20 protein-coding genes are annotated in these 25,184 nt (G+C 40.6%); 13 read left to right on the forward strand and 7 right to left on the reverse strand.

What is annotated here, in order from left to right:
- Positions 1-82: 82 nt before the first annotated feature.
- Complete coding sequence (gene rpoD, locus FPL17_RS18560; protein ID WP_159886723.1) at positions 83-1,969, reverse strand: RNA polymerase sigma factor RpoD; 1,887 nt, start codon at positions 1,967-1,969, stop codon at positions 83-85.
- Positions 1,970-2,317: 348 nt separating this feature from the next.
- On the opposite strand from rpoD, the gene FPL17_RS18565 reads away from it, so the two are divergent.
- Together FPL17_RS18565 and FPL17_RS18570 are read left to right on the forward strand one after the other, a co-directional pair.
- A complete protein-coding gene (locus FPL17_RS18565; protein WP_005150329.1) occupies positions 2,318-2,524 on the forward strand; it encodes a PA3496 family putative envelope integrity protein in 207 nt (68 codons plus the stop codon).
- Positions 2,525-2,595: 71 nt separating this feature from the next.
- Entirely contained in the window at positions 2,596-3,120 is a 525-nt protein-coding gene (locus FPL17_RS18570; RefSeq protein WP_005150330.1) for a YecA/YgfB family protein, read from the forward strand.
- Positions 3,121-3,241: 121 nt separating this feature from the next.
- Here FPL17_RS18570 and FPL17_RS18575 read toward each other — a convergent pair whose 3' ends face one another.
- Complete coding sequence (locus tag FPL17_RS18575; protein ID WP_159886725.1) at positions 3,242-3,847, reverse strand: LysE family translocator; 606 nt, start codon at positions 3,845-3,847, stop codon at positions 3,242-3,244.
- A 101-nt stretch (positions 3,848-3,948) separates the two neighbouring features.
- Between FPL17_RS18575 and FPL17_RS18580 the strand changes: the two genes are divergently transcribed.
- Positions 3,949-4,842 (forward strand): LysR family transcriptional regulator, encoded by an 894-nt coding sequence (locus tag FPL17_RS18580; RefSeq protein WP_159886727.1) that lies wholly within the window; start codon positions 3,949-3,951, stop codon positions 4,840-4,842.
- A gap of 20 nt (positions 4,843-4,862) precedes the next feature.
- On the opposite strand, the gene FPL17_RS18585 is transcribed toward FPL17_RS18580, so the two are convergent.
- Together FPL17_RS18585 and trhO are read right to left on the reverse strand one after the other, a co-directional pair.
- Entirely contained in the window at positions 4,863-5,483 is a 621-nt protein-coding gene (locus tag FPL17_RS18585) for a DedA family protein (protein WP_159886729.1), read from the reverse strand.
- Between the two features lie 144 nt (positions 5,484-5,627).
- Positions 5,628-6,560 carry an oxygen-dependent tRNA uridine(34) hydroxylase TrhO gene (trhO, locus tag FPL17_RS18590; protein WP_159886731.1) on the reverse strand — a complete coding sequence of 311 codons (933 nt, stop codon included), beginning with the start codon at positions 6,558-6,560 and terminating at the stop codon, positions 5,628-5,630.
- 109 nt (positions 6,561-6,669) lie between these two features.
- Between trhO and FPL17_RS18595 the strand changes: the two genes are divergently transcribed.
- A complete protein-coding gene (locus tag FPL17_RS18595) occupies positions 6,670-7,167 on the forward strand; it encodes a DUF1289 domain-containing protein (protein ID WP_159886733.1) in 498 nt (165 codons plus the stop codon).
- 80 nt (positions 7,168-7,247) lie between these two features.
- On the opposite strand, the gene FPL17_RS18600 is transcribed toward FPL17_RS18595, so the two are convergent.
- Both FPL17_RS18600 and gltA read right to left on the reverse strand, forming a co-directional pair.
- The gene (locus FPL17_RS18600; RefSeq protein WP_159886735.1) at positions 7,248-9,011 is read right to left on the reverse strand and encodes a DKNYY domain-containing protein; all 1,764 of its coding nucleotides are present in this window, start codon (positions 9,009-9,011) and stop codon (positions 7,248-7,250) included.
- 117 nt (positions 9,012-9,128) lie between these two features.
- Positions 9,129-10,403 carry a citrate synthase gene (gene gltA / locus FPL17_RS18605; RefSeq protein ID WP_004652200.1) on the reverse strand — a complete coding sequence of 425 codons (1,275 nt, stop codon included), beginning with the start codon at positions 10,401-10,403 and terminating at the stop codon, positions 9,129-9,131.
- Positions 10,404-11,303: 900 nt separating this feature from the next.
- Here gltA and sdhC point away from each other — a divergent pair.
- The 9 genes from sdhC to sucD all read left to right on the forward strand — a co-directional run bounded on the left by sdhC (position 11,304) and on the right by sucD (position 23,253).
- Positions 11,304-11,705, forward strand: a complete 402-nt coding sequence (gene sdhC, locus FPL17_RS18610) for a succinate dehydrogenase, cytochrome b556 subunit (protein ID WP_050560503.1) — start codon at positions 11,304-11,306, stop codon at positions 11,703-11,705.
- A complete protein-coding gene (gene sdhD, locus FPL17_RS18615; RefSeq protein ID WP_004652198.1) occupies positions 11,705-12,070 on the forward strand; it encodes a succinate dehydrogenase, hydrophobic membrane anchor protein in 366 nt (121 codons plus the stop codon). Before sdhC ends, sdhD begins: the two co-directional genes overlap by 1 nt.
- A gap of 12 nt (positions 12,071-12,082) precedes the next feature.
- Positions 12,083-13,978: an FAD-dependent oxidoreductase gene (locus tag FPL17_RS18620; RefSeq protein ID WP_005150339.1), complete on the forward strand. Its 1,896-nt coding sequence runs from the start codon at positions 12,083-12,085 to the stop codon at positions 13,976-13,978.
- Between the two features lie 14 nt (positions 13,979-13,992).
- A complete protein-coding gene (locus FPL17_RS18625) occupies positions 13,993-14,703 on the forward strand; it encodes a succinate dehydrogenase iron-sulfur subunit (protein ID WP_004664446.1) in 711 nt (236 codons plus the stop codon).
- A gap of 740 nt (positions 14,704-15,443) precedes the next feature.
- Positions 15,444-18,284: a 2-oxoglutarate dehydrogenase E1 component gene (locus tag FPL17_RS18635; RefSeq protein WP_005192562.1), complete on the forward strand. Its 2,841-nt coding sequence runs from the start codon at positions 15,444-15,446 to the stop codon at positions 18,282-18,284.
- Positions 18,284-19,477 (forward strand): 2-oxoglutarate dehydrogenase complex dihydrolipoyllysine-residue succinyltransferase, encoded by a 1,194-nt coding sequence (gene odhB, locus FPL17_RS18640; protein WP_005192560.1) that lies wholly within the window; start codon positions 18,284-18,286, stop codon positions 19,475-19,477. The genes FPL17_RS18635 and odhB overlap by 1 nt, the downstream gene beginning before the upstream one ends.
- Before the next feature lie 135 nt (positions 19,478-19,612).
- The gene (gene lpdA, locus FPL17_RS18645) at positions 19,613-21,046 is read left to right on the forward strand and encodes a dihydrolipoyl dehydrogenase (protein ID WP_004803172.1); all 1,434 of its coding nucleotides are present in this window, start codon (positions 19,613-19,615) and stop codon (positions 21,044-21,046) included.
- A gap of 137 nt (positions 21,047-21,183) precedes the next feature.
- Entirely contained in the window at positions 21,184-22,350 is a 1,167-nt protein-coding gene (gene sucC, locus FPL17_RS18650) for an ADP-forming succinate--CoA ligase subunit beta (protein WP_003655470.1), read from the forward strand.
- Between the two features lie 12 nt (positions 22,351-22,362).
- Positions 22,363-23,253 carry a succinate--CoA ligase subunit alpha gene (gene sucD / locus FPL17_RS18655; RefSeq protein ID WP_003655479.1) on the forward strand — a complete coding sequence of 297 codons (891 nt, stop codon included), beginning with the start codon at positions 22,363-22,365 and terminating at the stop codon, positions 23,251-23,253.
- Positions 23,254-23,472: 219 nt separating this feature from the next.
- Here sucD and FPL17_RS18660 read toward each other — a convergent pair whose 3' ends face one another.
- Positions 23,473-25,182 (reverse strand): flotillin family protein, encoded by a 1,710-nt coding sequence (locus FPL17_RS18660; RefSeq protein ID WP_151715012.1) that lies wholly within the window; start codon positions 25,180-25,182, stop codon positions 23,473-23,475.
- Positions 25,183-25,184 lie beyond the last annotated feature (2 nt).

A 25,184-nucleotide genomic window follows, 5' to 3' on the forward strand; every position in this document is an offset into this window, starting at 1 on the left:
ATCTAATACATAAATGGGGATGAAGTGTTGAACTTCAAGTCTTAAGTAAGGGCTTTAACCCTCACTCAAGATATCCCAAATATTAGTCATTTTCCAAGAAAGAACGTAAGTGTTCTGAACGAGAAGGGTGGCGAAGTTTACGTAATGCTTTCGCTTCAATCTGACGAATACGTTCACGTGTTACATCAAACTGTTTACCAACTTCTTCTAAAGTATGATCGGTTGGCATATCAATACCAAAACGCATTTTCAATACTTTTGCTTCACGTTCAGTTAAGTTTTCAAGTACTTCACGCGTCGCTTCTTTTAAGCCTTCCGAAGTTGCAGCATCAATTGGAGAAGTGATGTTGCCATCTTCAATGAAGTCACCAAGATGCGAATCTTCATCATCACCAATCGGTGTTTCCATCGAAATTGGTTCTTTTGCGATTTTAAGTACTTTACGAACTTTAACTTCGTCCATTTCCAGACGTTCGCCTAATTCTTCAGGAGTTGGTTCACGGCCCATTTCTTGAAGAAGTTGACGAGAAACACGGTTGATCTTGTTGATTGTCTCAATCATGTGTACTGGAATACGAATGGTACGTGCTTGGTCTGCAATCGAACGTGTGATCGCCTGACGAATCCACCAAGTTGCATAGGTCGAGAATTTATAACCACGACGGTATTCAAACTTGTCTACGGCTTTCATCAAACCGATGTTACCTTCTTGAATTAGATCGAGGAATTGCAAGCCACGGTTGGTGTATTTCTTCGCAATCGAAATTACCAAACGTAAGTTTGCTTCAACCATCTCTTTCTTGGCACGACGTGCTTTTGCTTCACCAACTGTCATACGTTTAGAGATATCTTTGATATCTTTAACGTTTAGACCAAGATCTTTCTCAATATCAGCAATCTTTTGTTGGAATGCCAATACATCAGGACGAACTTTTTCTAAATGCCCTTTGGTTTCAGCAGGTGCTTTTGCAATCTGCTCATCTAACCAAGCTAGATTTGATTCTTGCTCAGGGAAGCTAAGACGGAACTGATTACGATCCATACGGCCACGACGTACTGCATAACGCATGATTTCACGTTCGTTTGAACGGATTTGTTCATGAGTACCACGAATCATTTCTGAAATGATTTCAAATAAACGAGGTGTGAATTTGAACATCATGAACACAGCAGCAAGCGACTCAAGCGCAGCATCCGCTTCAGCACTGTTACGGCCATGTTTTGCGATGATTGCTTTAGTCTCATTCCAAGCGTTTTCTAGCTCAGTGAAACGTGCTTTTGCAATTTCAGGGTCTGGACCAGAGTCACCTTCAGAATCATCATCACCTTCAGACTCTTCTTCTTCGTCATCATCATCAAGTTTGACATCTTTCGCTTTAGATGGAGATTTTTCATCATCTTCTTCAAGCTCAGCTTCTTCTTCAAGAACTTCAGGAATTTCTTCATCAGATTCTGGATCTAAATAGCCAGAGAGAATATCGGCAAGACGACGCTCACCTGTTAAAAAGTCATTATATTCTTGTAAAACAACTTCAACCGCATTTGGCCAGTAAGCAATCGAATGTAAAACGTCACGAATACCTTCTTCGATACGTTTTGCAATGCTAATTTCGCCTTCACGCGTAAGAAGTTCAACCGTACCCATTTCACGCATATACATACGGACAGGGTCAGTGGTACGACCAGGCTCACTTTCAACCGATGCTAATACGGCAGCAGCTTCTTCCTCAGCAACCTCATCGGCCGCTTCAGTTGATTCACCAAACATGGTGTCGTCAGTTTCTGGCGCACGTTCATGCACTGGAATACCAACGTCTTGAAGCATCTGAATGATGTCTTCAATCTGCTCACTTTCCGTAATTGAGTCTGGTAGATGATCGTTAACCTCAGCGTAAGTTAAATAACCTTGCTCTTTGCCTCGGCTAATCAGAGCCGCTACTTGCGAAGTAGGGGAATTCATATCGCTCATCTTTGCTTACTCTTTTGTTGAATCTGGGGCGGTGAAAAACCGTGCATGATAGCACAATTCACGATGAATGTTTTGGATTCGATCCGTTAACTTTAAAATAAAAATAGCTTTGATTTCACGTTCGTTCCTTGAATATGGGGTTAAGTCATAATTTTTCAAGCTGTTGATCCTGATTGCAGAACTTTTTTGATTGCTGTTGTCCTTAGATTATAAATACACAAAAAAACTGATGAAAAAAAGTACAAAACATCATTTTATAGCAAAAAAAACAAATAAAACTTGACAAGGTTCGTGAAGACCGATAAATAGCGGCTAGACCCATTTATATTTTTTCATTAGAGGTACTTAGTGTCTTCTACAGATTTTGAATTAGATGATGATAACTATGGTGAAGATGATGCAGGTTTTGATGAGTCATCTGGAAAAATTACTGCCAAAGAATCATTAGAAAAGCGCCGTTTGATCGATGATCTCTTGGCTCAACGTCGTTTAGAGCGAGAATTAAAAGATTTTGATTATGATTTCGACGACGATGACCTCGGTGACGAAGACTAAGCAAAATTGCTGAGACTTTGCGCCTGAAAATGTTATGCTGTTGCCGATGTATTTTTGAAGTTGGATAAAGAATGAGCACGTTAGATTTAGACTTATTAAGTAATTATCTTGACGGTGATCAAAACGAATATGGTCTAGATTTCGCAGCGACTCATGGCTTTTTGTGCGCGATTGCGGTTGGACCAAAATTTGATCGTTGGTTAGATGAGCTTTTTGAGAGCAACCAGAAGAAATTACCTGCTGAAATTATTGAGCAAATCCATGCATGGTTAGACTCTATTCGCCAAGATTTAGCGAATGAAAATGGAATCGAATTTCCATTTGAAATCGAAGAGGCAAGTGTCGAATCTAGTCTTGGTGATTGGAGTGTGGGCTTCGTTGATGCAATGTTCTTAAATGAAGATGCATGGTTTGCACCAGAGTTTGAAGAGCAGTTGATTGACTTAACACTTCCAGTGATGGTGTTCAGCGGTATTGATGAAGAAGATCCACAAATGGAATCATTCCGCCGTAATGGTCAGTTGATGGATGAATTAGCGGAAGAAATTCCAAATAATTTAAATGAACTTTATTTGATGTATCACACACCAGCGTGATCGATATTTTGAGCGACTGCAAGGGTAGCTCATATATCACATAGCAGATTCAATATTAAAACGTCCCGAGAGGACGTTTTTTATTGCTGAATTTTTGCTCCAAGTTTTTTGAATGAATCGTTTAAAAAGTAGTAAAAAATAAACTCAGCCCTAATGCACCCAAGACAATGCCAATCGTTCGGTTGATGTGGATTTGCTTGGCTAGAATTTTATTTCTAATCTTGGGCGCGGAGCAGAAAAGTGCAATAAGTCCAAACCAAAGCAGATGAGTTCCCGACATGAAAATGCTGTAGGCGAATAGCTTCGCACTGTTATTTTCTGGTGTCATGATTTGCACAAAAATACTGATCACAAAGAGTGTGGTTTTGGGATTCAGGCTATTGGTTAAAAAGCCCTGTTTGAATGCTTGCCAATCGGTTATATCTAAGCTCTTCACATCTAAATTGACTGGGCTTTGGGTAAATGTTTTGTAACCGATATAAATCAAATAGCTGGCACCGAGATATTGGATCAAATGAATTAAACTCGGAAGATATTGTTGTAAAAAAGTGAGTCCAATTAAACTATAGCTAATGTGGACCCATACACCACAAGCAATACCGCAAGCTGTATATAACCCTAAATTCCGTCCATAGAGATAGCTGTTTCGAGTCACTAGGGCAAAGTCTGCACCTGGACTGATGACGGCAAGTATCGTGACTAAGCCAACGGTTATGATTTCATTCACTCATCTATTCCTAGATTGATGTATTAAAGATTTTTTATATTTTTCATATTCTTGCTATATTTAAAATTGAAGTTAATTCTTGCTATACATGAGTTTTTGGAATGATTGAACGACTGTCTTTGAATTCACTCAAGTTTTTTTATTATGTAGCACGTTTTGAAAGTGTGACGGTTGCTGCGGACAAGCTATTTGTGACGCAAAGTGCGGTGAGTAAGCAGCTTAAAAACTTGGAAGAAAGCTTAGGCTTGGTGTTATTTATACGAGAAGCCAGAAAATTAACTTTAACCTCAGAAGGAGAAGTGCTGTTTGAATGCTGCCAGCAGGTATTTCAACAAATATATCAGTGCGTATTGCAATTACAGCAGCATAGCAAAGCGCAAAAGAGCTTAACTCTTTCTTGTGAACCCACACTTGCAATGAAATGGCTGATTCCTCGATTGTTACACTTTATGCAGCTTTATCCTGAGTTTGAAGTCAGTTTATTGACGGGTGGTGGAGTCGTAGATTTTTCATCGCAGAACATTGACTTGGCTTTAAGGCGGGATGACTTCGATTGGGATGCTGCACTGTATAGCGAAAAAATTGCAGATGAGCAGATGTTAGGTGTAATAGGGAAGAGTGGCCATGCAGCAGCGACACAAGTGTTTATCTCAAAGTCTAGGCCAAAATTATGGCAACAGTTTAAGCAGCAGCACCCCGAACAATTGAAGAATTTAAAACGGTCATCTCTGGAGCATTTTTATTTGTGTATAGAGGCTTGTTTGGCTGGCTTGGGCGCGACTGTGGTTTCAGCTTATATGGTTGAGCGGGAAATAAAATATCAAATGCTGGATCGGCTGACAGCTGTGTATGCTGATGGCTCCGCTTATCACTTATTATCAGCTCAACCTTTTGAGGATGATATTCGGAAGTTGGTGTTTAGAGACTGGCTGAAAGATGAAATGCAAAAGAGTCAATTGTGGTTGGCTTCATTTGATCAAGCAAAAACTGAATGATCGTAACTAAGCCCGCGCTTTTAGGAATGATTTGATTTATTTGGATAAAACTTTTTGATTATCCACCACAGGATATAAAGGAGAACAAGCGCAAAAATGATGTAGCTGATACGTTGCAGAATCACCATCATCAGTGCCTGATTTTCACTAAAATGAAAGCCAAGATAAGCTAAAAAGCTCGTCCAAATCACGGTTCCAGCAGTACTGTAGAACATAAATTTGGCAAAAGGCATTCTACTCATACCAGCAGGAATACTAATTAAAGAACGTACAGCTGGAATCATACGACCAAAGAAAACAATCCGATGCCCATGTTTGTTAAACCACATTAAGGCCTTTTCTAGATCAGCCACCTGAATACGGAGGTATTTTCCATAGCGTTCTACAAAATTAAACAGACGTTGCTGAGGGACTTTGCGTCCTATCCAATACAACAGCATCGCTGCGAGTATTGAACCTGCACTGCCTGCAATAATGACACCGATGAGGGTAAGTTCACCCTTTGATGCAGTATAGCCTGCTGAGGGCATAATGATTTCAGATGGAATAGGGGGAAAGACATTATCTAGAAACATTAAAAATGCGATACCTAAATATCCAAGTTTCTCCATGATCGATAGAACCCACTCTTCCAGTCCCATAATGCCCTTATATGATTCATTTGATTATTGTTTTTAGCATAGTTGTAGTTGATGTAATGCTCAATAGCCGAATCGTTACATGATTTTTATCAACACAATAAAAAAGCCATAGTTAAACTATGGCTTTTAATTTACTTATTCAGCTTATAGACGTTTGCGTTTAGCAGCCGCAATTTGTGACTGGCGCATACGGAAGCCTGCTTTTTGCTTGTCCGTGGTTTTATCAATACAGTAAACACAAGAGACGCCATGTTCATAGCTTGGCAGTTCAGCTTCAACTTTGGTTAATGGCCAACCGCAAGCATGACACTTGATGTTTTCACCTTCTTCAACACCATGAGTAACAGCAGTACGGCCATCAAAAACGAAACATTCACCTTCCCACATGCTTTCTTCAGCAGGTGTTTCTTCTAGGTATTTAAGAATGCCGCCTTTTAGGTGATAGACCTCATTGAAACCTTCTTGAAGCAGGAGAGAGGTTGATTTTTCACAACGAATACCACCAGTACAGAACATCGCAATTTTTTTGTCTTTGTGCTGTTCAAGATTCTGTTTTACATATTCAGGGAATTCACGGAATGATTCTGTTTTAGGATCAATTGCGCCCTTGAATGTACCTGCTTTATATTCATAATCATTACGGGTATCGATCAGGATCACATCATCACGACTAATCAGATCATTCCATTCTTTAGGATCAAGATAGTGGCCAACCAAATCACGTGGCTTTACTTCTACACCTAAAGTTACAATTTCATTTTTAAGTTTAATTTTCATTTTACGGAATGGCTTTTCAGAGCTTTCAGACTCTTTATATTCCATTGCGTTAAAACCTTCGTTGAGAAGGAATTGATGAACTGCATCAATCGCGGCACGGTCACCAGCAACAGTTCCGTTAATTCCTTCAGACGCTACAATCAGAGTTCCACATAAATTGATGCTATTCACTAAGTCCAAAAGACGTTGTTGCAGATTCGCTGCATCTGAAACTTCTTTAAATTGATATAGTGCTGCAACAACCCAATTATTGGTCGCTTGCTGTTCTACAGGTGCAAGCTGTTCTACAGTAGCGTTCATGGATAACTCCAAATGTATTAAGATAGAAAAATTAGGCGCACATTTTAGCGCGAAATCTGAAAATAAGCGAGAAAACCATAAAATAAATATGGTTTTAGAGGAGTTGGTTTTGAGTAATGATCGTCGAATTCCATCATTGACCCCATGTGCAGGGCGTTGTTCAACGGTGTTTGGTGATCTGGTTTGCCGTGGCTGTCGTCGTTTTAATCATGAGGTGATTCAGTGGAATACCTATACGGCAGAGCAACGCTTGATGGTGTGGAAGCGCTTAGACGCGCAACTTGATCAGATCTTGGTGCCTTTGCTGCCTCATGCAAATGTACAGCATATCGAGGGTTTTATTCAGAATAAGCGTACGCGAGTATTGGAGAGTGCCAGTAAAGGGCGCAAGCTGTACTATGCCTTAAAAATTTGTGAAAAGAATAAACATTTGGCGCATGAAAGTGGCCTTGGTATTAGTGATGCACAAGTTAAACCGATTTGGGATGAATTTGAACGTCGCGTACTGGCCTTAGCAAAAGCGAGTTATGAATTGGCTTGGTTGCGTGCCGATGGTATTAGCAATACTTTATTGCGCGCGCTAGAACTAGAAGAAGATGAGATTTAAGCAAGCACTTGTTGTAGAAAATCTTATTGACCATGAGGTTTGTTGATCGACATCTAGCTGATCTTGTTTATATTTTGAGATTAGTTGATCTCCCTGTTATGAAACAGGGTGGATAGTTTGAAGGCACTTGGATTACGGGCAAAATATTGAGCGATGATCTGTTGATCTTGTTCGCGAATCAGGCTGATTTTGAAACCGTGCGTGGTCGTTCCAGAAGAACGCCCTTTAGATCGGTAGATCTTTTCTGTGATTATGTACATATTTTTTCCATCACTAAAGCGTCGATCCTCCAGAGCTTGTAGCTGTATTGGTTGAGGAAAATGATAGAGCACTTTTAATCGTTGATAAAACTCATCATAGATATAAATATTTTGCTGATCTGCAAAAATATAACTGAAATTTCCTGGATAGGGCTCATTGCTTTGGCTACCAATGAGTTGCAGGTGTGATAAATCAACAGGTGTTGTTCCCCAAAACTTGTGCTCAGCAATATGTGGTAATGGATGTTCATTTAAATAAAAAGATCGACCATCTGTTGCTAGATTTAAGTTCTGACTAAAACGGTTACTGCCACTAAAAATCTGCGTCTGTTGCGCATTTAACTTGCCCAGCTTTTTATCTTGATAATAAACCACTTGTTGGTCGTGGATATATTGGCTGCTATTTGGAAATGCTTGGCTCTGTTGCGGATCTAAATCTATTAAAGCTTTTGTTTTGTAAAAGACCTGTTGATCATCTTTGGCGTAAAAATAGCTTAGTGTATTGAATCTTGGATGTAGTACCGCCGAGAAATGAGCGACTCTCGCGTTGGTTAAACGTATATCGCGAAAGTAAACCTGTTGACCATCTTTGGTGAAATCATTGCCTAAATAGTTTGTTTGTGCAGGATTTAATTGAGATAAGATGTGGTCTTGCCAGTAAACATGTTGTGGTGTTTTACCGACATTGCTATACAGCTCATCTGCACGATCAGGAAGATTGCTCAGAGCTAAACCTGTAAATTGATCAGCCTTTGCTTGGGGAACTAAAAAAGTACCTTGGCCTTGTTTAAAAATATAAACCTGATTCTGGAATGTTTCGAAATTTGTGCCGGAGATTGACTGAGTTTGTTGATGAGGCAGATCAATGCTGCCATCATCAAATTCACGCCAAAGAAGGTAGCTCATAAAAAGGCTAAAACTGGCTAAAATAACAAGGATTAATCCAACTGTAAGCCATCTTTGTTTTCTTTGAAAAGAGTCTAGCGCCTGTTGATCTGCAATTATGCTAATGATGTCAATATGGGTTTTCTTGTTGGTACTTGTATTTCGGAACCGTTGCCACTGTTGTTGTTTTGCCAGCGCTTCCAGTTTTTTCCAGAATGGTAAAAACTCACAATGTTGCTGGGTTAACGTGGCAGGCCACATCCATGAATTAAAATAGAAATACTGTCGATAGGGTTTAGTTTTGCTTAGAAGATTGAAACTATGAATTTGCGTCTGCTGCTGATGAAGCTGTATCTGAATCAAATCTTGCCAAGTGAAAAAAGCAGCTTGCTTGGAATCCTCCAGAGCCATGCCTTGCTGATATAACTTAAAGGTGGTGAAGCGTTTAAAGTACTTTTGATAAAGCTGGTTATACAGGTAAAGCGTTGGTATTAATAAAGCAAACATCAAAGCAATACTGAGCAGTTGGGCAAAGAAAGGCAGGAATTGATAGAGATAGTACAGGCTTAAATCATAACTAAAGTAAACGAGTAAGAGCCAAGTCAGTATGATCATCAATAAAAACAGCGTAAAGGACGCAATTTTCATTTGGAACACGGGCAGTGTGACCTGTATCAAGACAGTGGTTTTTTTGATCATCGGCTCGGTAAATTAGTTCTGTAAAAATGAATGTTGTTTAAGTCTTCTTTTTGAGCATAACCGATAAAACAAAAAAAAGGATGCAGAAGCATCCTTTTTTATTAACGCTAATCGAAATTAACGTTTGATGTCGCGCTGCGTCGAGCCTGTGTAAAGCTGACGTGGACGACCGATCTTGTAAGGACCGCTGTGCATTTCTAACCAGTGGCTGATCCAACCAACAGTACGTGCAAGCGCGAAGATCACTGTAAACATACCTGTTGGGATACCAATCGCTTTTAAGATGATACCTGAGTAGAAGTCTACGTTCGGGTAAAGCTTACGCTCAACGAAGTACGGGTCGTTCAGTGCAATACGCTCAAGTTCCATTGCAAGTTGCAATTGTGGATCGTTGATGCCTAATGCAGCAAGAACTTCGTCACAAGTTTCTTTCATGACTTTCGCACGTGGATCGAAGTTTTTATAAACACGGTGACCGAAGCCCATGAGTTTAACTTCTTTACGTTTTACTTTTTCCATGAATTCAGCAACGTTTTCTACGCTACCAATTTCGTCTAACATTTTAAGTACAGCTTCGTTTGCACCACCGTGAGCAGGTCCCCAAAGTGCTGAGATACCAGCAGAGATACATGCATATGGGTTTGCGCCAGTAGAACCAGCAAGACGAACTGTAGAAGTAGACGCATTTTGTTCGTGGTCAGCATGAAGCGTGAAGATACGATCCATTGCACGAGCAAGAACTGGGTTTACTTTGTAATCGCGGTCAGCAGGTGTAGCAAACATCATATGTAAGAAGTTTTCTGCGTAACCAAGGTCATTACGTGGGTAAATGAATGGTTGACCTACTGTATATTTGTAGCTCCACGCTGCAAGCGTAGGAATTTTCGCGATTAGGCGAATTGCAGTAATTTCACGGTGGTTTACATCTTCGATGTCTAAACCGTTGTGATAGAACGCAGATAATGCACCAACAACACCAACCATTATAGCCATAGGATGAGCATCACGACGGAAACCATTGAAGAAACGGCTTACTTGATCATGAACCATAGTATGGTTACGTACTTTAGCATCAAATTCTGCTTTCTGTTCAGCATTTGGAAGCTCACCATTTAACAATAAATAGCAAGTTTCTAAGTAGTCTGCTTGAGTCGCTAATTGATCAATTGGATAACCACGGTGTAATAAAACACCTTTGTCACCATCAATGAATGTGATCTTAGATTCGCAAGCAGCTGTCGCCATAAAACCAGGATCGAAAGTAAAGTGACCTGATGCTAATACATCTTTAACGTCAATTACATCTGGGCCTAATGTGCCGCTGTAAATTGGTAATTCAATTTCTTTGCCATCAAGCTGTAATACGGCTTTTTTGCCAGTTGCTGCAGACATTCAATAGATCTCCTGTCCTGGTGAATGATTATCTGACTCGAAATACTAATCTTGTCATGTGCGAATCAGACGGTGTCAAAATTTGCTATAAGATTAGTGGTTACTAAAATTTTGTCAATTATACTTAGGGATAAAAAATGACGTTGCTACAGTCAATTAGTCATTCAGTATCGAAGAAAAAACTGAGTAAAATCACAGCACCGGTCGAGTATAATATGTCAAATCAAGTTTCAGGTGCATAAAAAAAATGAAGCATCAGTCCAATTGTAAGTAAATTTTTATTTGGGAAGGGGAGCACTACTTATAAAATAAATACTTATCTTGGTTAAAACCCCTATATTTCTCGTTGTTTACTCTTAAACGGCCATTCAAAAATCATTTAAAAACGTGATTTGTTGCATCATTATTGATTCATTATGGTGCGATTAATTGTATAAAAAATGACTTGTTGATTTTGCTTAATTGAATGATAAAAATAGATTATCAATTTATGATATTTAAAATATAAATGAGGGCTATTATTTTAAAGTATGTATCACGTCGCGAAATTGTGCTGATTTAAAGCCAGAAAAGCTGTTTTTTAATAAATATAAAAGAAAAGAATTTATAAAATTAAAAAGTATCTATAAAAAATAGTGTTTTATTTTTATCATTACAAAACAATTAGATAGTTGTTTTTGTCTGAATTCGGTGGTTTTGTCGCCGTTATTATGCGTGTGAATGATTCTTATTTAAAGTTTTTTTCGACTAAAGCGAAAGTTGATTGTTTGTATTTTGATATTTCACGTTTTATAATTCGGTGTCGTTATATAGGTTAGGCATGTGCTGTGCTTGCCTAACAATGCCAGCTTTCCTTTGAATTAAGTCAAACAAACTCCAGATGGAGTTTCTACCTACAGGATGCCCGCTGTGAAAAGCAACAGACCTGTCAATTTGTCCATGGGTCAGGTATTAGCGGTAAATTTACGCTCGCCCGTGGCTATTGCCTCAATTCTACACCGTCTATCAGGTGTAATCGTTTTCGTATTAGTTGCAGTTCTTTTATGGATTTTGGATAAGTCTTTATCTTCTCCAGAAGGATTTGACTACGTTAAAAATGTCGTTTTCGGAAATATCATTGTACGTTTCATCGTATGGGTATTTGTAGCTGGCTTGATTTTCCACTTTATCGCAGGTGTGAAGCATTTACTTGCTGACCTCGGTTTTGCTGAAGAACTTCAAAGCGGTCGTATTGCAGCTACAATTTCATTGATCTTGTCTGCGATTGGTATTGTCGCAGCATTCGTATGGATTATGTTCTGATGAAAAGTGCTACAGGTTTAACAGGTTCAGGTTCTCGCGATTGGTATATCCAACGTGTCAGTGCTGTAGTGTTAGCTGCATACACTGTTGTTTTGTTTGGCTGGATCCTTTGCAATAGCGGATTTGGTTATGAACAGTGGGCTGGCTTTATGCTGACTTTGCCAATGAAGATTTTCTCTTTATTAGCAGTGTTATCGCTCGTTGCACACGCTTGGATTGGTATGTGGCAAGTCTTTACTGATTATGTAACGACTCGTCAAATGGGCCCTTCAGCTTCAGGTTTACGCCTTGTACTCACTTCTGCTGTCATTATTTCAGTGTTCGTGTACGCAATCTGGGGTATCCAGATTTTCTGGGCAAATTGATAGGAAGAGATCATGGGCGCAATTAACCCTAAAGAAGATTATTCAAATATTCAAAACCTCACTTTCGACGCAGTTATCGTTGGTGGTGGTGGTTCTGGTATGCGTGCTGCTTACCAACTTGCTCAAGCGGGTTTAAAAGTTGCTGTATTGACCAAAGTATTCCCAACACGTTCGCATACAGTTGCCGCTCAAGGTGGTATTGGTGCGTCGTTAGGTAACATGCAAGAAGATAATTGGCATTATCACTTCTATGACACGGTTAAAGGTTCTGATTGGTTAGGCGATCAGGACGCAATCGAGTTCATGACACGTGAAGCGCCAAAAGTTGTGTATGAGCTTGAACACTTGGGCATGCCGTTTGACCGTAACGAAGATGGTACGATCTATCAGCGTCCATTTGGTGGTCACTCTGCAAACTATGGTGAAAAAGCAGTTCCACGTGCGTGTGCTGCTGCTGACCGTACAGGCCATGCGTTATTGCATACCTTATATCAAAGCAACGTAAAAATGGGCACCCAGTTCTACGTTGAATGGATTGCATTAGACTTAATCCGTAACGAAGCAGGTGATGTACTTGGTGTGACGGCAATTGACCAAGAAACAGGTAACATTGCTGTGTTCCAAGCGAAAGCAACCTTGTTCGCTACAGGTGGTGCAGGTCGTGTTTATCGCGCATCAACCAACGCTTATATCAACACTGGTGACGGTCTTGGTATGGCTGCTCGTGCAGGTATTCCTTTGCAAGATATGGAATTCTGGCAATTCCACCCAACGGGTGTTGCGGGCGCAGGCGTATTGTTGACTGAAGGTTGTCGTGGTGAAGGTGGTATCCTTCGTAACAAAGACGGCGAACCATTCATGGAACGTTATGCACCAACTTTAAAAGATTTGGCGCCACGTGACTTCGTATCACGTTCTATGGACCAAGAAATTAAAGAAGGTCGTGGTTGTGGTCCTAAAGCGGATTATATCTTATTGGATATGACTCACTTGGGTGCTGAAACGATTATGAAACGTCTTCCATCTGTATTTGAGATTGGTAAGAAGTTTGCAAACGTTGACTGTACAAAAGAGCCAATTCCAGTTGTACCAACAATCCATTATCAAATGGGTGGTATTCCGACCAATATTCATGGCCAAGTGGTTGTACCACATGGCGTAGAAGAAGGTGAATTCTCTGCAAGCTACAATAAAGACACCAAAGAGTATCATTATGTCGGTACTCGTGATTACGTAAAACCTGTGAAAGGGTTCTATGCAATTGGTGAATGTTCTTGCGTATCAGTACATGGTGCAAACCGTTTAGGTACCAACTCATTGCTTGACCTTGTGGTATTCGGTAAAGCAGCGGGTGAACACATCATTGACTACGTGACTAAACATCATGGTGATGATTATCAACCGCTTCCGACTGATGTATTGGTAAATACATTAGAGCGTATTCGTAAGTTAGATGATTCAACTACGGGTGAAAACGCGCAAGAAGTTGCTGATGCAATCCGTGACATCGTACAAGATCACGCAGGTGTATTCCGTACTCAAGCATTGCTTGATAAAGGCGTAAAAGAAATTCTTGCGATTGAGCCACGTGTTCGTAACATTCATTTGAAAGACAAATCTAAAGTATTTAACACTGCACGTGTTGAAGCATTAGAAGTTGAAAACTTGTATGAAGTTGCGAAAGCGACTCTGATTTCTGCTGCTGCACGTAAAGAATGTCGTGGTGCGCATACAGTTGTTGACTATGAGTTAGCACCTGATCATCCAACTTATTCTTACGGTCGCCGTGATGATGAATGGATGAAGCATACTTTATGGTATTCATCAGACAACCGTCTTGAATATAAGCCAGTACGTTTCAGCCCGTTAACGGTTGAAGCAATTGAACCTAAACCACGTACATTCTAATCGGGAGAACAAAGATGAGTAGAGGCACTCGTACATTCGAAATCTACCGCTATGATCCTGATAAGGATAAAGCGCCGTACATGCAAACTTTCAAACTTGAGTTAACTGATAAGCACCGTATGTTGCTTGATGCGTTACTTGCGTTGAAAGTGCAAGATGAGTCATTAACATTCCGTCGCTCTTGCCGTGAAGGTATTTGTGGTTCGGATGGTGTGAACATCAATGGTAAAAATGGTTTAGCGTGCTTGTGGAACTTGAACGATTTACCAGAGAAGATTGTGATCCGTCCTTTACCTGGTTTACCAGTGGTAAAAGACTTGGTTGTAGACATGAATCAGTTCTATGATCAATATGACAAGATTCAACCGTTCTTGATCAACAATCAGCCTGCACCTGCGAAAGAGCGTTTACAGTCTCAAGCAGAACGTGAACATTTAGATGGTCTATATGAATGTATTCTTTGTGCATGTTGTTCAACTTCATGCCCATCATTCTGGTGGAACCCTGATAAGTTCCTTGGACCGTCTGCATTGTTAAATGCATACCGCTTCATCATTGACTCTCGTGATACGGCAACACAAGAGCGTTTGGCTCGTTTAGACGATCCATTCTCTTTGTTCCGTTGTAAGGGGATCATGAACTGTGTATCTGTATGTCCTAAAGGTTTGAACCCGACAAAGGCAATTGGTCACATTCGTAATATGTTGTTGGATCAAGCTGGTTAATCTAGTTTTCTAAGCAACAAAAAAGGAGACTCTGAAAAGGGTCTCCTTTTTTACGTTTAGTACTGTTACTTTTGATTGGTTAAAAAATGGTTGCTTAAAAATATTCAAGCTTGAAATTTAGAAATTCGACCCTAAATATTTATAGATTTTACTGTTAAATAAAATCATATAAATCGATATGTTGGTTTGTTTTTGATCGAACTGCGTGGGATTTGTGCAAGATTTGTAGAGAATGTTTATTTTTGATCAATCAGAGTGCAACTTTTATCAAAAGGGCGGTATATTAGAATATAATTTGATGTGTGTATTTCGCTGCTTTATGGATGGTATGTGTCAAAAAAATCAATCCAAGCTTGAGAACATGTTAGGATTTCTGCCACAACTGGAATCAAAAAATAAGCAGATTCTTGAGCTTATCTAAGGATCTGGTCTTAGAGATTTGTACAGGTTTTGTGGAAAAAGTCAATTTAGAAAAGTTAAAAATCGAGTTAATTTTTCTAAAATGATTTGCAAAAAATTGCTCGATTTCATCGAGTATGAAGAATGAGTTATATGCCTTGAATTGAAGGTGTATAGCTCATTTGTTACATCAAAGGGAATACTCCTGATGTGTAGTAATAATGTCTCAAGGTTGGATGATCTTGGGTAGTAGTGTCTTGTTACCAATTTGACACTATGAATCATGGGTGTGCTTAAAAGGCAGCCTGTATTATTTTTTGCAATAGGAAATGGGTCCAAAAATGCAAGAAGTTGCTGACGCTTCGCGTCTTGACACTGAACTTTCCGCTGATAGTGCAGCGTATATTGAAGAGCTATACGAACAGTACCTAACTTCTCCAACCTCAGTGTCAGAGGATTGGCGTGAATATTTCGATAAATACCCTAAAGGTGATCAACCACACGGCAGTGTGCGCGAGCAATTCCTCCTTTTGGGTCGTAATGCGAACCGAGTTCAACCTGTTGTACAAAGCACTGTAAGCACAGAGCATGAGCGTCGTCAAATTGGTGTTTTACAATTAATCGCTGCTTATCGTAACCGTGGTCATCAAAAAGCTAAACTCGATCCATTAGGTCTTGCGAAACGCGAAGACGTTCCTGACCTCGATTTATCTGCGCACGGTTTAACTAAATCAGATCTCGATACTGTATTTAATACAGGCAACCTCGCAATTGGAAAAGCAGAAGCAACATTGTCTGAAATGGTTGATGCCATGGAAGCAACTTACTGCGGTTCAATTGGTGCAGAATATATGCATATCGTTGATACCAAAGAAAAACGTTGGATTCAGCAACGTTTAGAAGGTGTCCGCGGTAAATTCAATTTTACCAATGATCAGAAAAAAGGCTTTTTAGAACGCTTAACTGCGGCAGAAGGTTTAGAAAAGTATCTTGGTAATAAATTCGTTGGTGCAAAACGTTTTGGTGTAGAAGGCGGTGAGTCTTTTATTCCAATGATGAACGAAATCATTCAACGTGCTGGTAGCGTCGGTTGTAAAGAAGTTGTGATTGGTATGCCACACCGTGGTCGTCTCAACCTTCTTGTCAACATCATGGGTAAAAACCCAGCTGACCTTTTCGGTGAGTTTGAAGGAAAAAGTATTCATAAGAAAGGTTCTGGTGACGTTAAGTATCACCAAGGCTTCTCTTCAAACGTAATGACTCCAGGTGGCGAAGTTCACTTAGCATTAGCGTTTAACCCGTCACACTTGGAAATTGTTGGTCCAGTGGTTGAAGGTTCAGTTCGTGCACGTCAAGTACGTCGTAAAGACATTGGCGGTGATGACGTACTGCCTGTAATCGTACATGGTGATGCTGCATTTGCTGGTCAAGGTGTAAACCAAGAAACCTTCCAAATGTCACAAACACGTGGTTACACAGTGGGCGGTACCGTTCATATTGTGATTAATAACCAAGTCGGTTTCACAACTTCTGATCCACGCGATACACGTTCTACAGAATACTGTACTGACGTCGCAAAAATGATTCAGTCACCGATTTTCCATGTCAATGGCGATGATCCTGAAGCTGTAATTTTTGCAACTCAAATCGCGCACGATTTCCGTCATGAATTCCGTAAAGATGTCATCTTAGATTTGTTCTGCTACCGTCGTCGCGGTCATAACGAAGCGGATGAACCATCTGCAACGCAACCAATGATGTATCAAGTGATCAACAAGAAAGCGACTACGCGTACTTTGTATGCAGATCAATTGGTTCAGCAACAAATCCTTGATCGCGCAAGTGCCGATGCAATGGTTGAAGGCTACCGTTCTGATCTAGAAGCAGGTAATCATGTTGCCAATGCACTTGTTCGTGAACCAAACAAAAAGATGTTTGTCGATTGGGCACCTTATTTGGGCCATGAATACACAGATCTTTGGGATACAACGTTCAGCGTTGATCGTTTGAAAGAACTTGGTTTGAAAATGAATACATTGCCAGAAGGTTTTGTATTACAGCGTCAAGTTCAAAAAGTCATTGATGATCGCGTAAAAATGCAAACAGGCGAAATGCCACTCAACTGGGGTGCTGCAGAGACCTTAGCGTATGCATCTTTACTTGATGATGGCTTCTTGGTTCGTATTACAGGTGAAGACGTAGGCCGTGGTACATTCTCACATCGTCATGCCAAATTACACAACCAAGTTGATGGTTCTGTTTATATTCCACTTTGCCATATCAAAGAAAATCAGCCACGTACTGCGGTCTATGACTCTTTATTGTCAGAAGAAGCAGTTCTTGCATTTGAATACGGCTATTCAACGACATTGCCAAAAAGCTTAATCGTTTGGGAAGCACAATTTGGTGACTTCGCAAACTGTGCGCAAGTTGTTATTGACCAGTTTATCGCTTCGGGTGAAACCAAGTGGGAGCGTGTTTGTGGTTTAACAATGTTGTTGCCACATGGTTATGAAGGTCAAGGTCCAGAACATTCATCTGCACGTTTAGAGCGTTTCTTACAGCTTTGTGCTGAAGACAATATGCAAGTGATGACACCGACAACTCCAGCGCAGATTTTCCATGCGTTACGTCGTCAAGCAGTTCGTCCGATTCGTAAGCCAATGATCGTAATGTCACCAAAATCGTTATTACGTCATAAACTTGCGACTTCAACTTTAGATGAATTAGCAAACGGTTCATTCCAAACTGTGATCGATGAAATTGATCAAATCAACAAAGCTGATGTGACTCGCTTAGTGCTTTGTGGTGGTAAGGTTTATTACGATTTACTCGAAAAACGTCGTGAACTTGGTTTAAACCATATTGCGATCGTTCGTATCGAACAATTGTACCCATACCCAGAGCAACGCCTTGCTGAAGTCATGGCAGCTTATCCAAACATTCAAGAACTTGTTTGGACACAAGAAGAGCCGAAAAACCAAGGCGCTTGGTTATTCATCGTTCCTCGTTTGTATGAAGACGTTCTTAAATCTGGTAAACAAATCCGTATTAGCTATGCTGGTCGTGAAGCATCTGCCGCACCTGCTTGTGGCTCGCCATACTTGCATGCAAAACAACAAGCTCAGCTTATCAATGACGCACTTGCGATTGAAGTTGAACAATCAGGAGATTCTAAATAATGGCAACCGAAATTAAAGCACCGGTATTTCCAGAGTCAGTTGCTGACGGTACGATCGCAACTTGGCACAAGAAAGTAGGTGAACCTGTATCACGTGATGAAGTGATCTGTGACATTGAAACCGATAAAGTTGTTTTAGAAGTGGTTGCTCCAGCTGATGGTAGCTTAGTTGCAATCATCAAAGGTGAAGGCGATACAGTTCTTTCTGATGAAGTGATTGCTCAATTCGAAGCTGGTGCTGTTTCTGCTGCTGCTCCTGAAGCTGCTGCGCCAGCCGCGGCTGCTCCTGCTGCATCTGCGCCAGCAGCTGCATCAACTCAAGCTGTTGATGCAAACCAAGCGCCTGCAGTTCGTAAAGCATTATCTGAAACTGGTATCAATGCTGCTGACGTACAAGGTACAGGCCGTGGTGGTCGCATCACTAAAGAAGATGTTGCTAGCCATCAAGCTAAACCTGCTGCATCAGTTCAACCATTAAGCGTTGCTGTGGGCGAGCGTATCGAGAAACGTGTTCCGATGACACGTTTACGTAAGCGTGTTGCTGAGCGTTTATTGGCTGCTACACAACAAACTGCAATGTTAACAACGTTCAACGAAGTTAACATGAAGCCAATCATGGAAATGCGTAAGCAATATAAAGATGCTTTCGAAAAACGTCATGGTGCTCGTTTAGGCTTTATGTCTTTCTTTGTTAAAGCAGCGACTGAAGCATTAAAACGCTACCCAGCAGTGAATGGTTCAATTGATGGCGATGATATCGTTTATCACGGTTTCTATGACATCGGTGTTGCTGTATCGAGTGAGCGTGGCTTAGTTGTACCAGTCCTTCGTGATACTGACCGCATGAACTATGCAGAAGTGGAAAACGGTATCCGTGATTACGCTTATAAAGCGCGTGACGGTAAATTAGGTATCGAAGACATGACTGGCGGTACGTTCACGATTACCAATGGTGGTACTTTCGGTTCATTACTTTCAACACCAATTTTAAATACACCGCAAACAGCGATCTTGGGTATGCATAAAATCCAAGAACGTCCTATGGCGGTAAATGGTCAAGTTGAAATCTTACCAATGATGTATTTAGCGCTTTCTTATGACCACCGTTTAATCGATGGTAAAGAAGCTGTAGGTTTCTTGGTAACAATCAAAGAATTGTTAGAAGAGCCAGCTAAACTTATTCTTGACCTATAACTTATTACTTAATAATCCCCTCTAAATCCCCCTTTTATAAAAGGGGGGCTTTCACGACTCATATACATTTTAAGATTTGTGGAAATTCCTCTTCTTTTCAAAGAGAGGTTAGGGGAGATTAAAATGGAGATAAAAATGTCTCAACAGTTTGATCTTGTTGTTATTGGCGGTGGACCTGGTGGTTATGAAGCGGCGATTCGTGCAGCTCAACTTGGTTTTAAAGTCGCTTGTATCGAAAAACGTATTCACAACGGTAAACCATCTCTAGGTGGTACGTGTTTAAACGTTGGTTGTATCCCTTCTAAAGCATTGCTTGACTCTTCTCACCGTTACGAAGCAACAGTTCACGAACTTGCTGAACACGGTATTACGACTGGTGAAGTTAAATTTGACTTAGATACTTTGTTGGCACGTAAAGACAAAGTTGTAGATCAATTGACTGGTGGTGTTGCTCAATTACTTAAAGGTAATGGTATCGAGTGGTTACAAGGTACTGGTAAATTACTTGCAGGTAAAAAAGTAGAATTCACGCCTTTTGAAGGTGAAGTACAGGTTTTAGAACCAAAGTACGTGATTCTTGCAACGGGTTCTGTGCCTGTAAATATTCCAGTAGCTCCTGTTGATGAAGACTTAATTGTTGATTCTACTGGCGCATTGAAATTCTCAGAAGTTCCTAAGCGTCTTGGTGTGATCGGTGCGGGTGTTATCGGCTTAGAGCTTGGCTCAGTATGGCGTCGTCTTGGTTCAGAAGTTGTTGTGTTTGAAGCATTAGATGCATTCTTACCAATGGCTGATAAAGCATTGGCGAAGGAATATCAAAAAATCTTGAAGAAACAAGGTTTAGATATCCGTATTGGTGCGAAAGTTTCTGGCGCTGAAACCAATGGTCAAGAAGTAACGGTTAAATACAACCAAGCTGGCGAAGACAAAGAACAAGTTTTTGACAAGCTTATCGTTTGTGTAGGCCGTAAAGCATATGCAGAAGGTTTATTGGCTGAAGATTCAGGCATTAAATTGACTGAGCGTGGTTTGGTTGATGTAAATGACCAATGTCAAACATCTGTAGAAGGTGTTTACGCGATTGGTGACTTGGTACGTGGTCCAATGCTTGCACATAAAGCAATGGAAGAGGGCGTAATGGCTGTTGAACGTATTCACGGTCATGCAGCTCAAGTGAACTATGACACGATCATCAGCGTTATTTACACACACCCAGAAGCAGCTTGGGTTGGTTTAACTGAAGAACAAGCCGCTGAAAAAGGTCACGAAGTTAAAGCAGGTCAATTCCCATTTGCGGTGAATGGTCGTGCGTTGGCTGCTGGTGATACTGCTGGTTTTGTGAAATTCGTTGCTGATGCGAAAACAGATCGTCTTTTAGGTATGCACGTTGTGGGTCCTAATGCGTCTGATATCGTACACCAAGGTATGATCGCACTTGAGTTTGTTTCTTCTGTTGAAGATTTACAATTGATGACTTTCGGTCACCCGACTTTCTCTGAAGTTGTACATGAAGCAGCGCTTTCTGTTGACGGTCGTGCAATCCACGCGATTCAACGTAAGCGTAAATAAATATAAAGTGTGGTTCGCCACACTTTTTTTGAATGATGATGGTTGTCTTATTTAGACAATCATTTATTCAATATGTAGCAGTCTGATTTTAAGAAGATCAAGGCTGTATCACTACAAACAACATAGTAGGTAACTAAATGAACTTACATGAGTATCAAGCTAAAGCGTTATTGAAAGAATATGGCATGCCAGTACAAGAAGGTATCTTGGCAACAAATGCAGACGAAGCAGTTGCTGCATTTGAACAGCTTGGTGGTAAATTCGCTGTAATGAAAGCGCAAGTTCATGCTGGTGGTCGTGGTAAGGCTGGCGGCGTTAAAGTTGCAAAATCTAAAGAAGATGTTATCGAATTTGCAAACAACATCATTGGTACTCGTCTTGTAACGTATCAAACAGATGCAAATGGTCAACCAGTTAACAGCATTATCGTTGCTGAAGACGTTTATCCAGTTGAGCGCGAGCTTTACTTGGGCGCGGTTGTAGACCGTTCTAGCCGTCGTATTACTTTCATGGCTTCTACCGAAGGTGGTGTAGAAATCGAGAAAGTTGCAGAAGAAACTCCAGAAAAAATTATCAAAGTTGAAGTTGATCCATTAGTTGGCTTACAACCATTCCAAGCACGTGAAGTTGCGTTTGCTTTAGGTTTGAAAGACAAGCAAATTAGCCAATTTGTAAAAATCATGGCTGCTGCTTACCAAGCATTTGTTGAAAATGACTTTGCATTATTCGAAATTAACCCACTTTCAGTTCGTGAAAATGGCGATATTTTATGTGTAGATGCGAAAGTAGGTATCGACTCTAACGCGCTTTACCGTTTACCTAAAGTTGCTGCTTTACGTGACAAATCTCAAGAGAATGAGCGTGAATTAAAAGCATCTGAATTTGATCTTAACTATGTTGCTTTAGAAGGTAACATCGGTTGTATGGTTAACGGTGCTGGTCTTGCAATGGCAACAATGGACATCATTAAACTTTATGGTGGTCAGCCTGCAAACTTCCTTGACGTTGGTGGCGGTGCAACGAAAGAGCGCGTAATCGAAGCGTTCAAAATCATCCTTGCTGATACTTCTGTACAAGGTGTTTTAATCAACATCTTCGGTGGTATCGTACGTTGTGACATGATTGCTGAAGCAATTATTGCAGCGGTTCAAGAAGTAAATGTAACTGTACCAGTTGTTGTTCGTTTAGAGGGTAACAACGCTGAGTTAGGTGCTAAATTACTTGATGAATCAGGTTTGAAATTAATTTCTGCGAACGGTTTATCTGATGCCGCAGAAAAAGTTGTAGCTGCAGTTAAAGCGTAAGGAGTATCAATCATGAGCGTATTAATTAATAAAGACACTAAAGTATTGGTACAAGGTTTTACTGGTAAAAACGGTACTTTCCACTCTGCACAAGCTTTAGACTACGGTACAAAAGTTGTTGGTGGTGTTACTCCAGGTAAAGGTGGTACAACTCACCTTGACCTACCAGTATTCAACACAATGAAAGAAGCTGTACGTGAAACAAATGCTGATGCATCTGTAATCTATGTACCAGCTCCATTCGTTTTAGACTCAATCGTTGAAGCTGTTGATTCAGGTGTTGGCCTAATCGTTGTGATCACTGAAGGTGTTCCAACAATCGACATGCTTAAAGCTAAACGCTACTTAGAAACTAACGGTAACGGTACTCGTTTAGTTGGTCCTAACTGCCCAGGCGTGATCACTCCAGGTGAATGTAAGATCGGTATTATGCCTGGTCACATCCACCAACCAGGTCGTATTGGTATCATCTCACGTTCAGGTACATTGACTTATGAAGCTGTTGCTCAAACAACTAAGCTTGGTTTAGGTCAGTCTACTTGTATCGGTATTGGTGGTGACCCAATCCCAGGTATGAACCAGATCGAAGCGCTTCAATTGTTCCAAGACGATCCAGATACTGATGCAATCATCATGATCGGTGAGATCGGTGGTACAGCGGAAGAAGAAGCAGCTGAATTCATCAAATCTAACGTGACTAAGCCTGTTGTAGGTTACATCGCTGGTGTAACTGCACCTAAAGGTAAGCGTATGGGTCATGCTGGTGCGATCATTTCTGGTGGTCAAGGTACTGCTGAAGAGAAATTCGCTGCATTTGAACGCGCGGGAATGGCTTACACTCGTAGCCCAGCTGAGCTTGGTTCTACTATGTTGCAAGTTTTAAAAGAGAAAGGTTTAGCGTAATTCGTTAGATTTTAATCTTTAAAAAACCCCAATGGAGACATTGGGGTTTTTTTATGACTGGAAGAAATATTCCCCCTTAAACTTAAAATCAATTTAAGCAGTATGTTCTATAAAAGATTCAGTTTTAGTTGATTAACTTATTTATATAGAGAATAGCCTTTAAATTTTCCGAATTAAAAAAGAGCCTTATTACTAAGACTCTTGATAGATCGAAAATAATTACTCAGCTTTTGGTTTTAACCCTTGCGTTAAACCATTGATATCACCACCTTGTAGGCCAAGTTCATTCATTAAGCTATCAATGAGTGGTGCTTGTGAACGGTAGCGTAGGGCACTATTGACCACTTGATCAGATAAAGAGGTTTGACCATTTTCAACCGTATCACTACCGACAGTACCGCCACCCGCAAAGCTACTTAGACCATTCACTTGTAATATCTTGATGTCATCAATATTTTCCATTGGTTTAACACTTTCGCGAATGATCTCAGGTAAGTGTTTAAGCAAAGCTAAGCGAACTTGCATTTCAACCTGTTCAGCAGAAAGAGTATTGGCTGCTTCATTCACTGCACGCGCACCTTCCGCATCAACCTGATATTGTTTTTCCAGCGCTTGAGCAAGTAGGATTTTTGCATCCGCCTCACCTTTCGCTTTTAAGCGAATCTTTTCAGCATCTGCTTCTGCTGCAATACGTACTGCTTCTGCTTCATCGGCAGCGGCTTTTTTACCTGCATCCGCAGCAACCGTAATCGCAATCGCTTCTTTCTCTGCTGTTTGTTTAGCTGCAACCAGCTCGACTGCTTTTTGACGCTCAGCACGTTGTGTTTCACGTACCGTCACAACTTCTTCCTCTGCTTTCACCGCTTCGGCACGGGCCTTGTCAGCCTGCGCTTTGGCTTCTGATTCAGCACGAGATTTTTCAGCAATGGCAATGGCGCGATCTTGCTCAGCTAATTCAATCGTTTTCTTTTGTTCGACCTGAGCTTTTTGAATGAGCTGAGCTTTTTGGATATTTTCATTCTCTACATCACGAGCAGAAGCAATTCGTTTTAGTTCCACTTCACGCTCAGCAGCAATTTGAGCTTCTTCAGCCTCACGTTTTTTACCTGCTTCTTGAGAGGCGATTTCTGCTGTTTGTTCCGCTTTACGAATCGAGATTTCACGCTCTTGCTGTAACTTTGCATATTCTTCTTCACGCGAAATTTCTAAACGAGCACGTTCTGCTTCTAAGTTCTTTGCGCGAATGGCAAGGTCAGCATCTTGTTCAATATCATTACGTTTCTTGCGACGGTCTTCAATGGTTTCAGTCAGCTTGGTTAAACCTTCTGCATCAAACGCATTTTGTGGATTAAAGAATTTAAAGCTAGTTTGGTCAAGTCCAGTCAATGAAACAGTTTCTAGTTCTAAACCATTTTTTGATAAATCTTCAGACACCACTTGTTGAACTTTTTGAACAAAGTCGACACGTTTCTCATGCAATTCTTCCATTGCCATTTCAGCAGCAACGGCACGGAGTGAATCGACAAATTTACCTTCGACCAGATCTTTGAGTTCTGGTGGGGACATGGTTTTACGGCCTAGCGTCTGAGCAGCAGTCGCAATTGATTCAGCAATTGGTTTTACGCGAACATAGAACTCTGCCATCACATCGACACGCATACGATCACGTGTAATGAGTGCTTGGTCTGCCGCACGTTTTACTTCTAAACGTAAAGTGTTCATGTTGACAGGAATAATCTCATGCAAGACAGGAAGGACAATGGCACCGCCATTTAAAATGACTTTTTCGCCACCAAAACCTGTACGTACAAAAGAGACCTCTTTACTTGAACGCGTATATAAACGCGCGATAATCACGCCAATAAAGATTAGTGCCGCAAAAATAACACCAGTAATAATTAAAATTTCAGTCAATGCTGAATTCAACATCT

It is taken from the genome of Acinetobacter dispersus (assembly GCF_009884975.1).
In the GTDB taxonomy this organism is placed as follows: Bacteria; Pseudomonadota; Gammaproteobacteria; order Pseudomonadales; family Moraxellaceae; genus Acinetobacter; species Acinetobacter dispersus.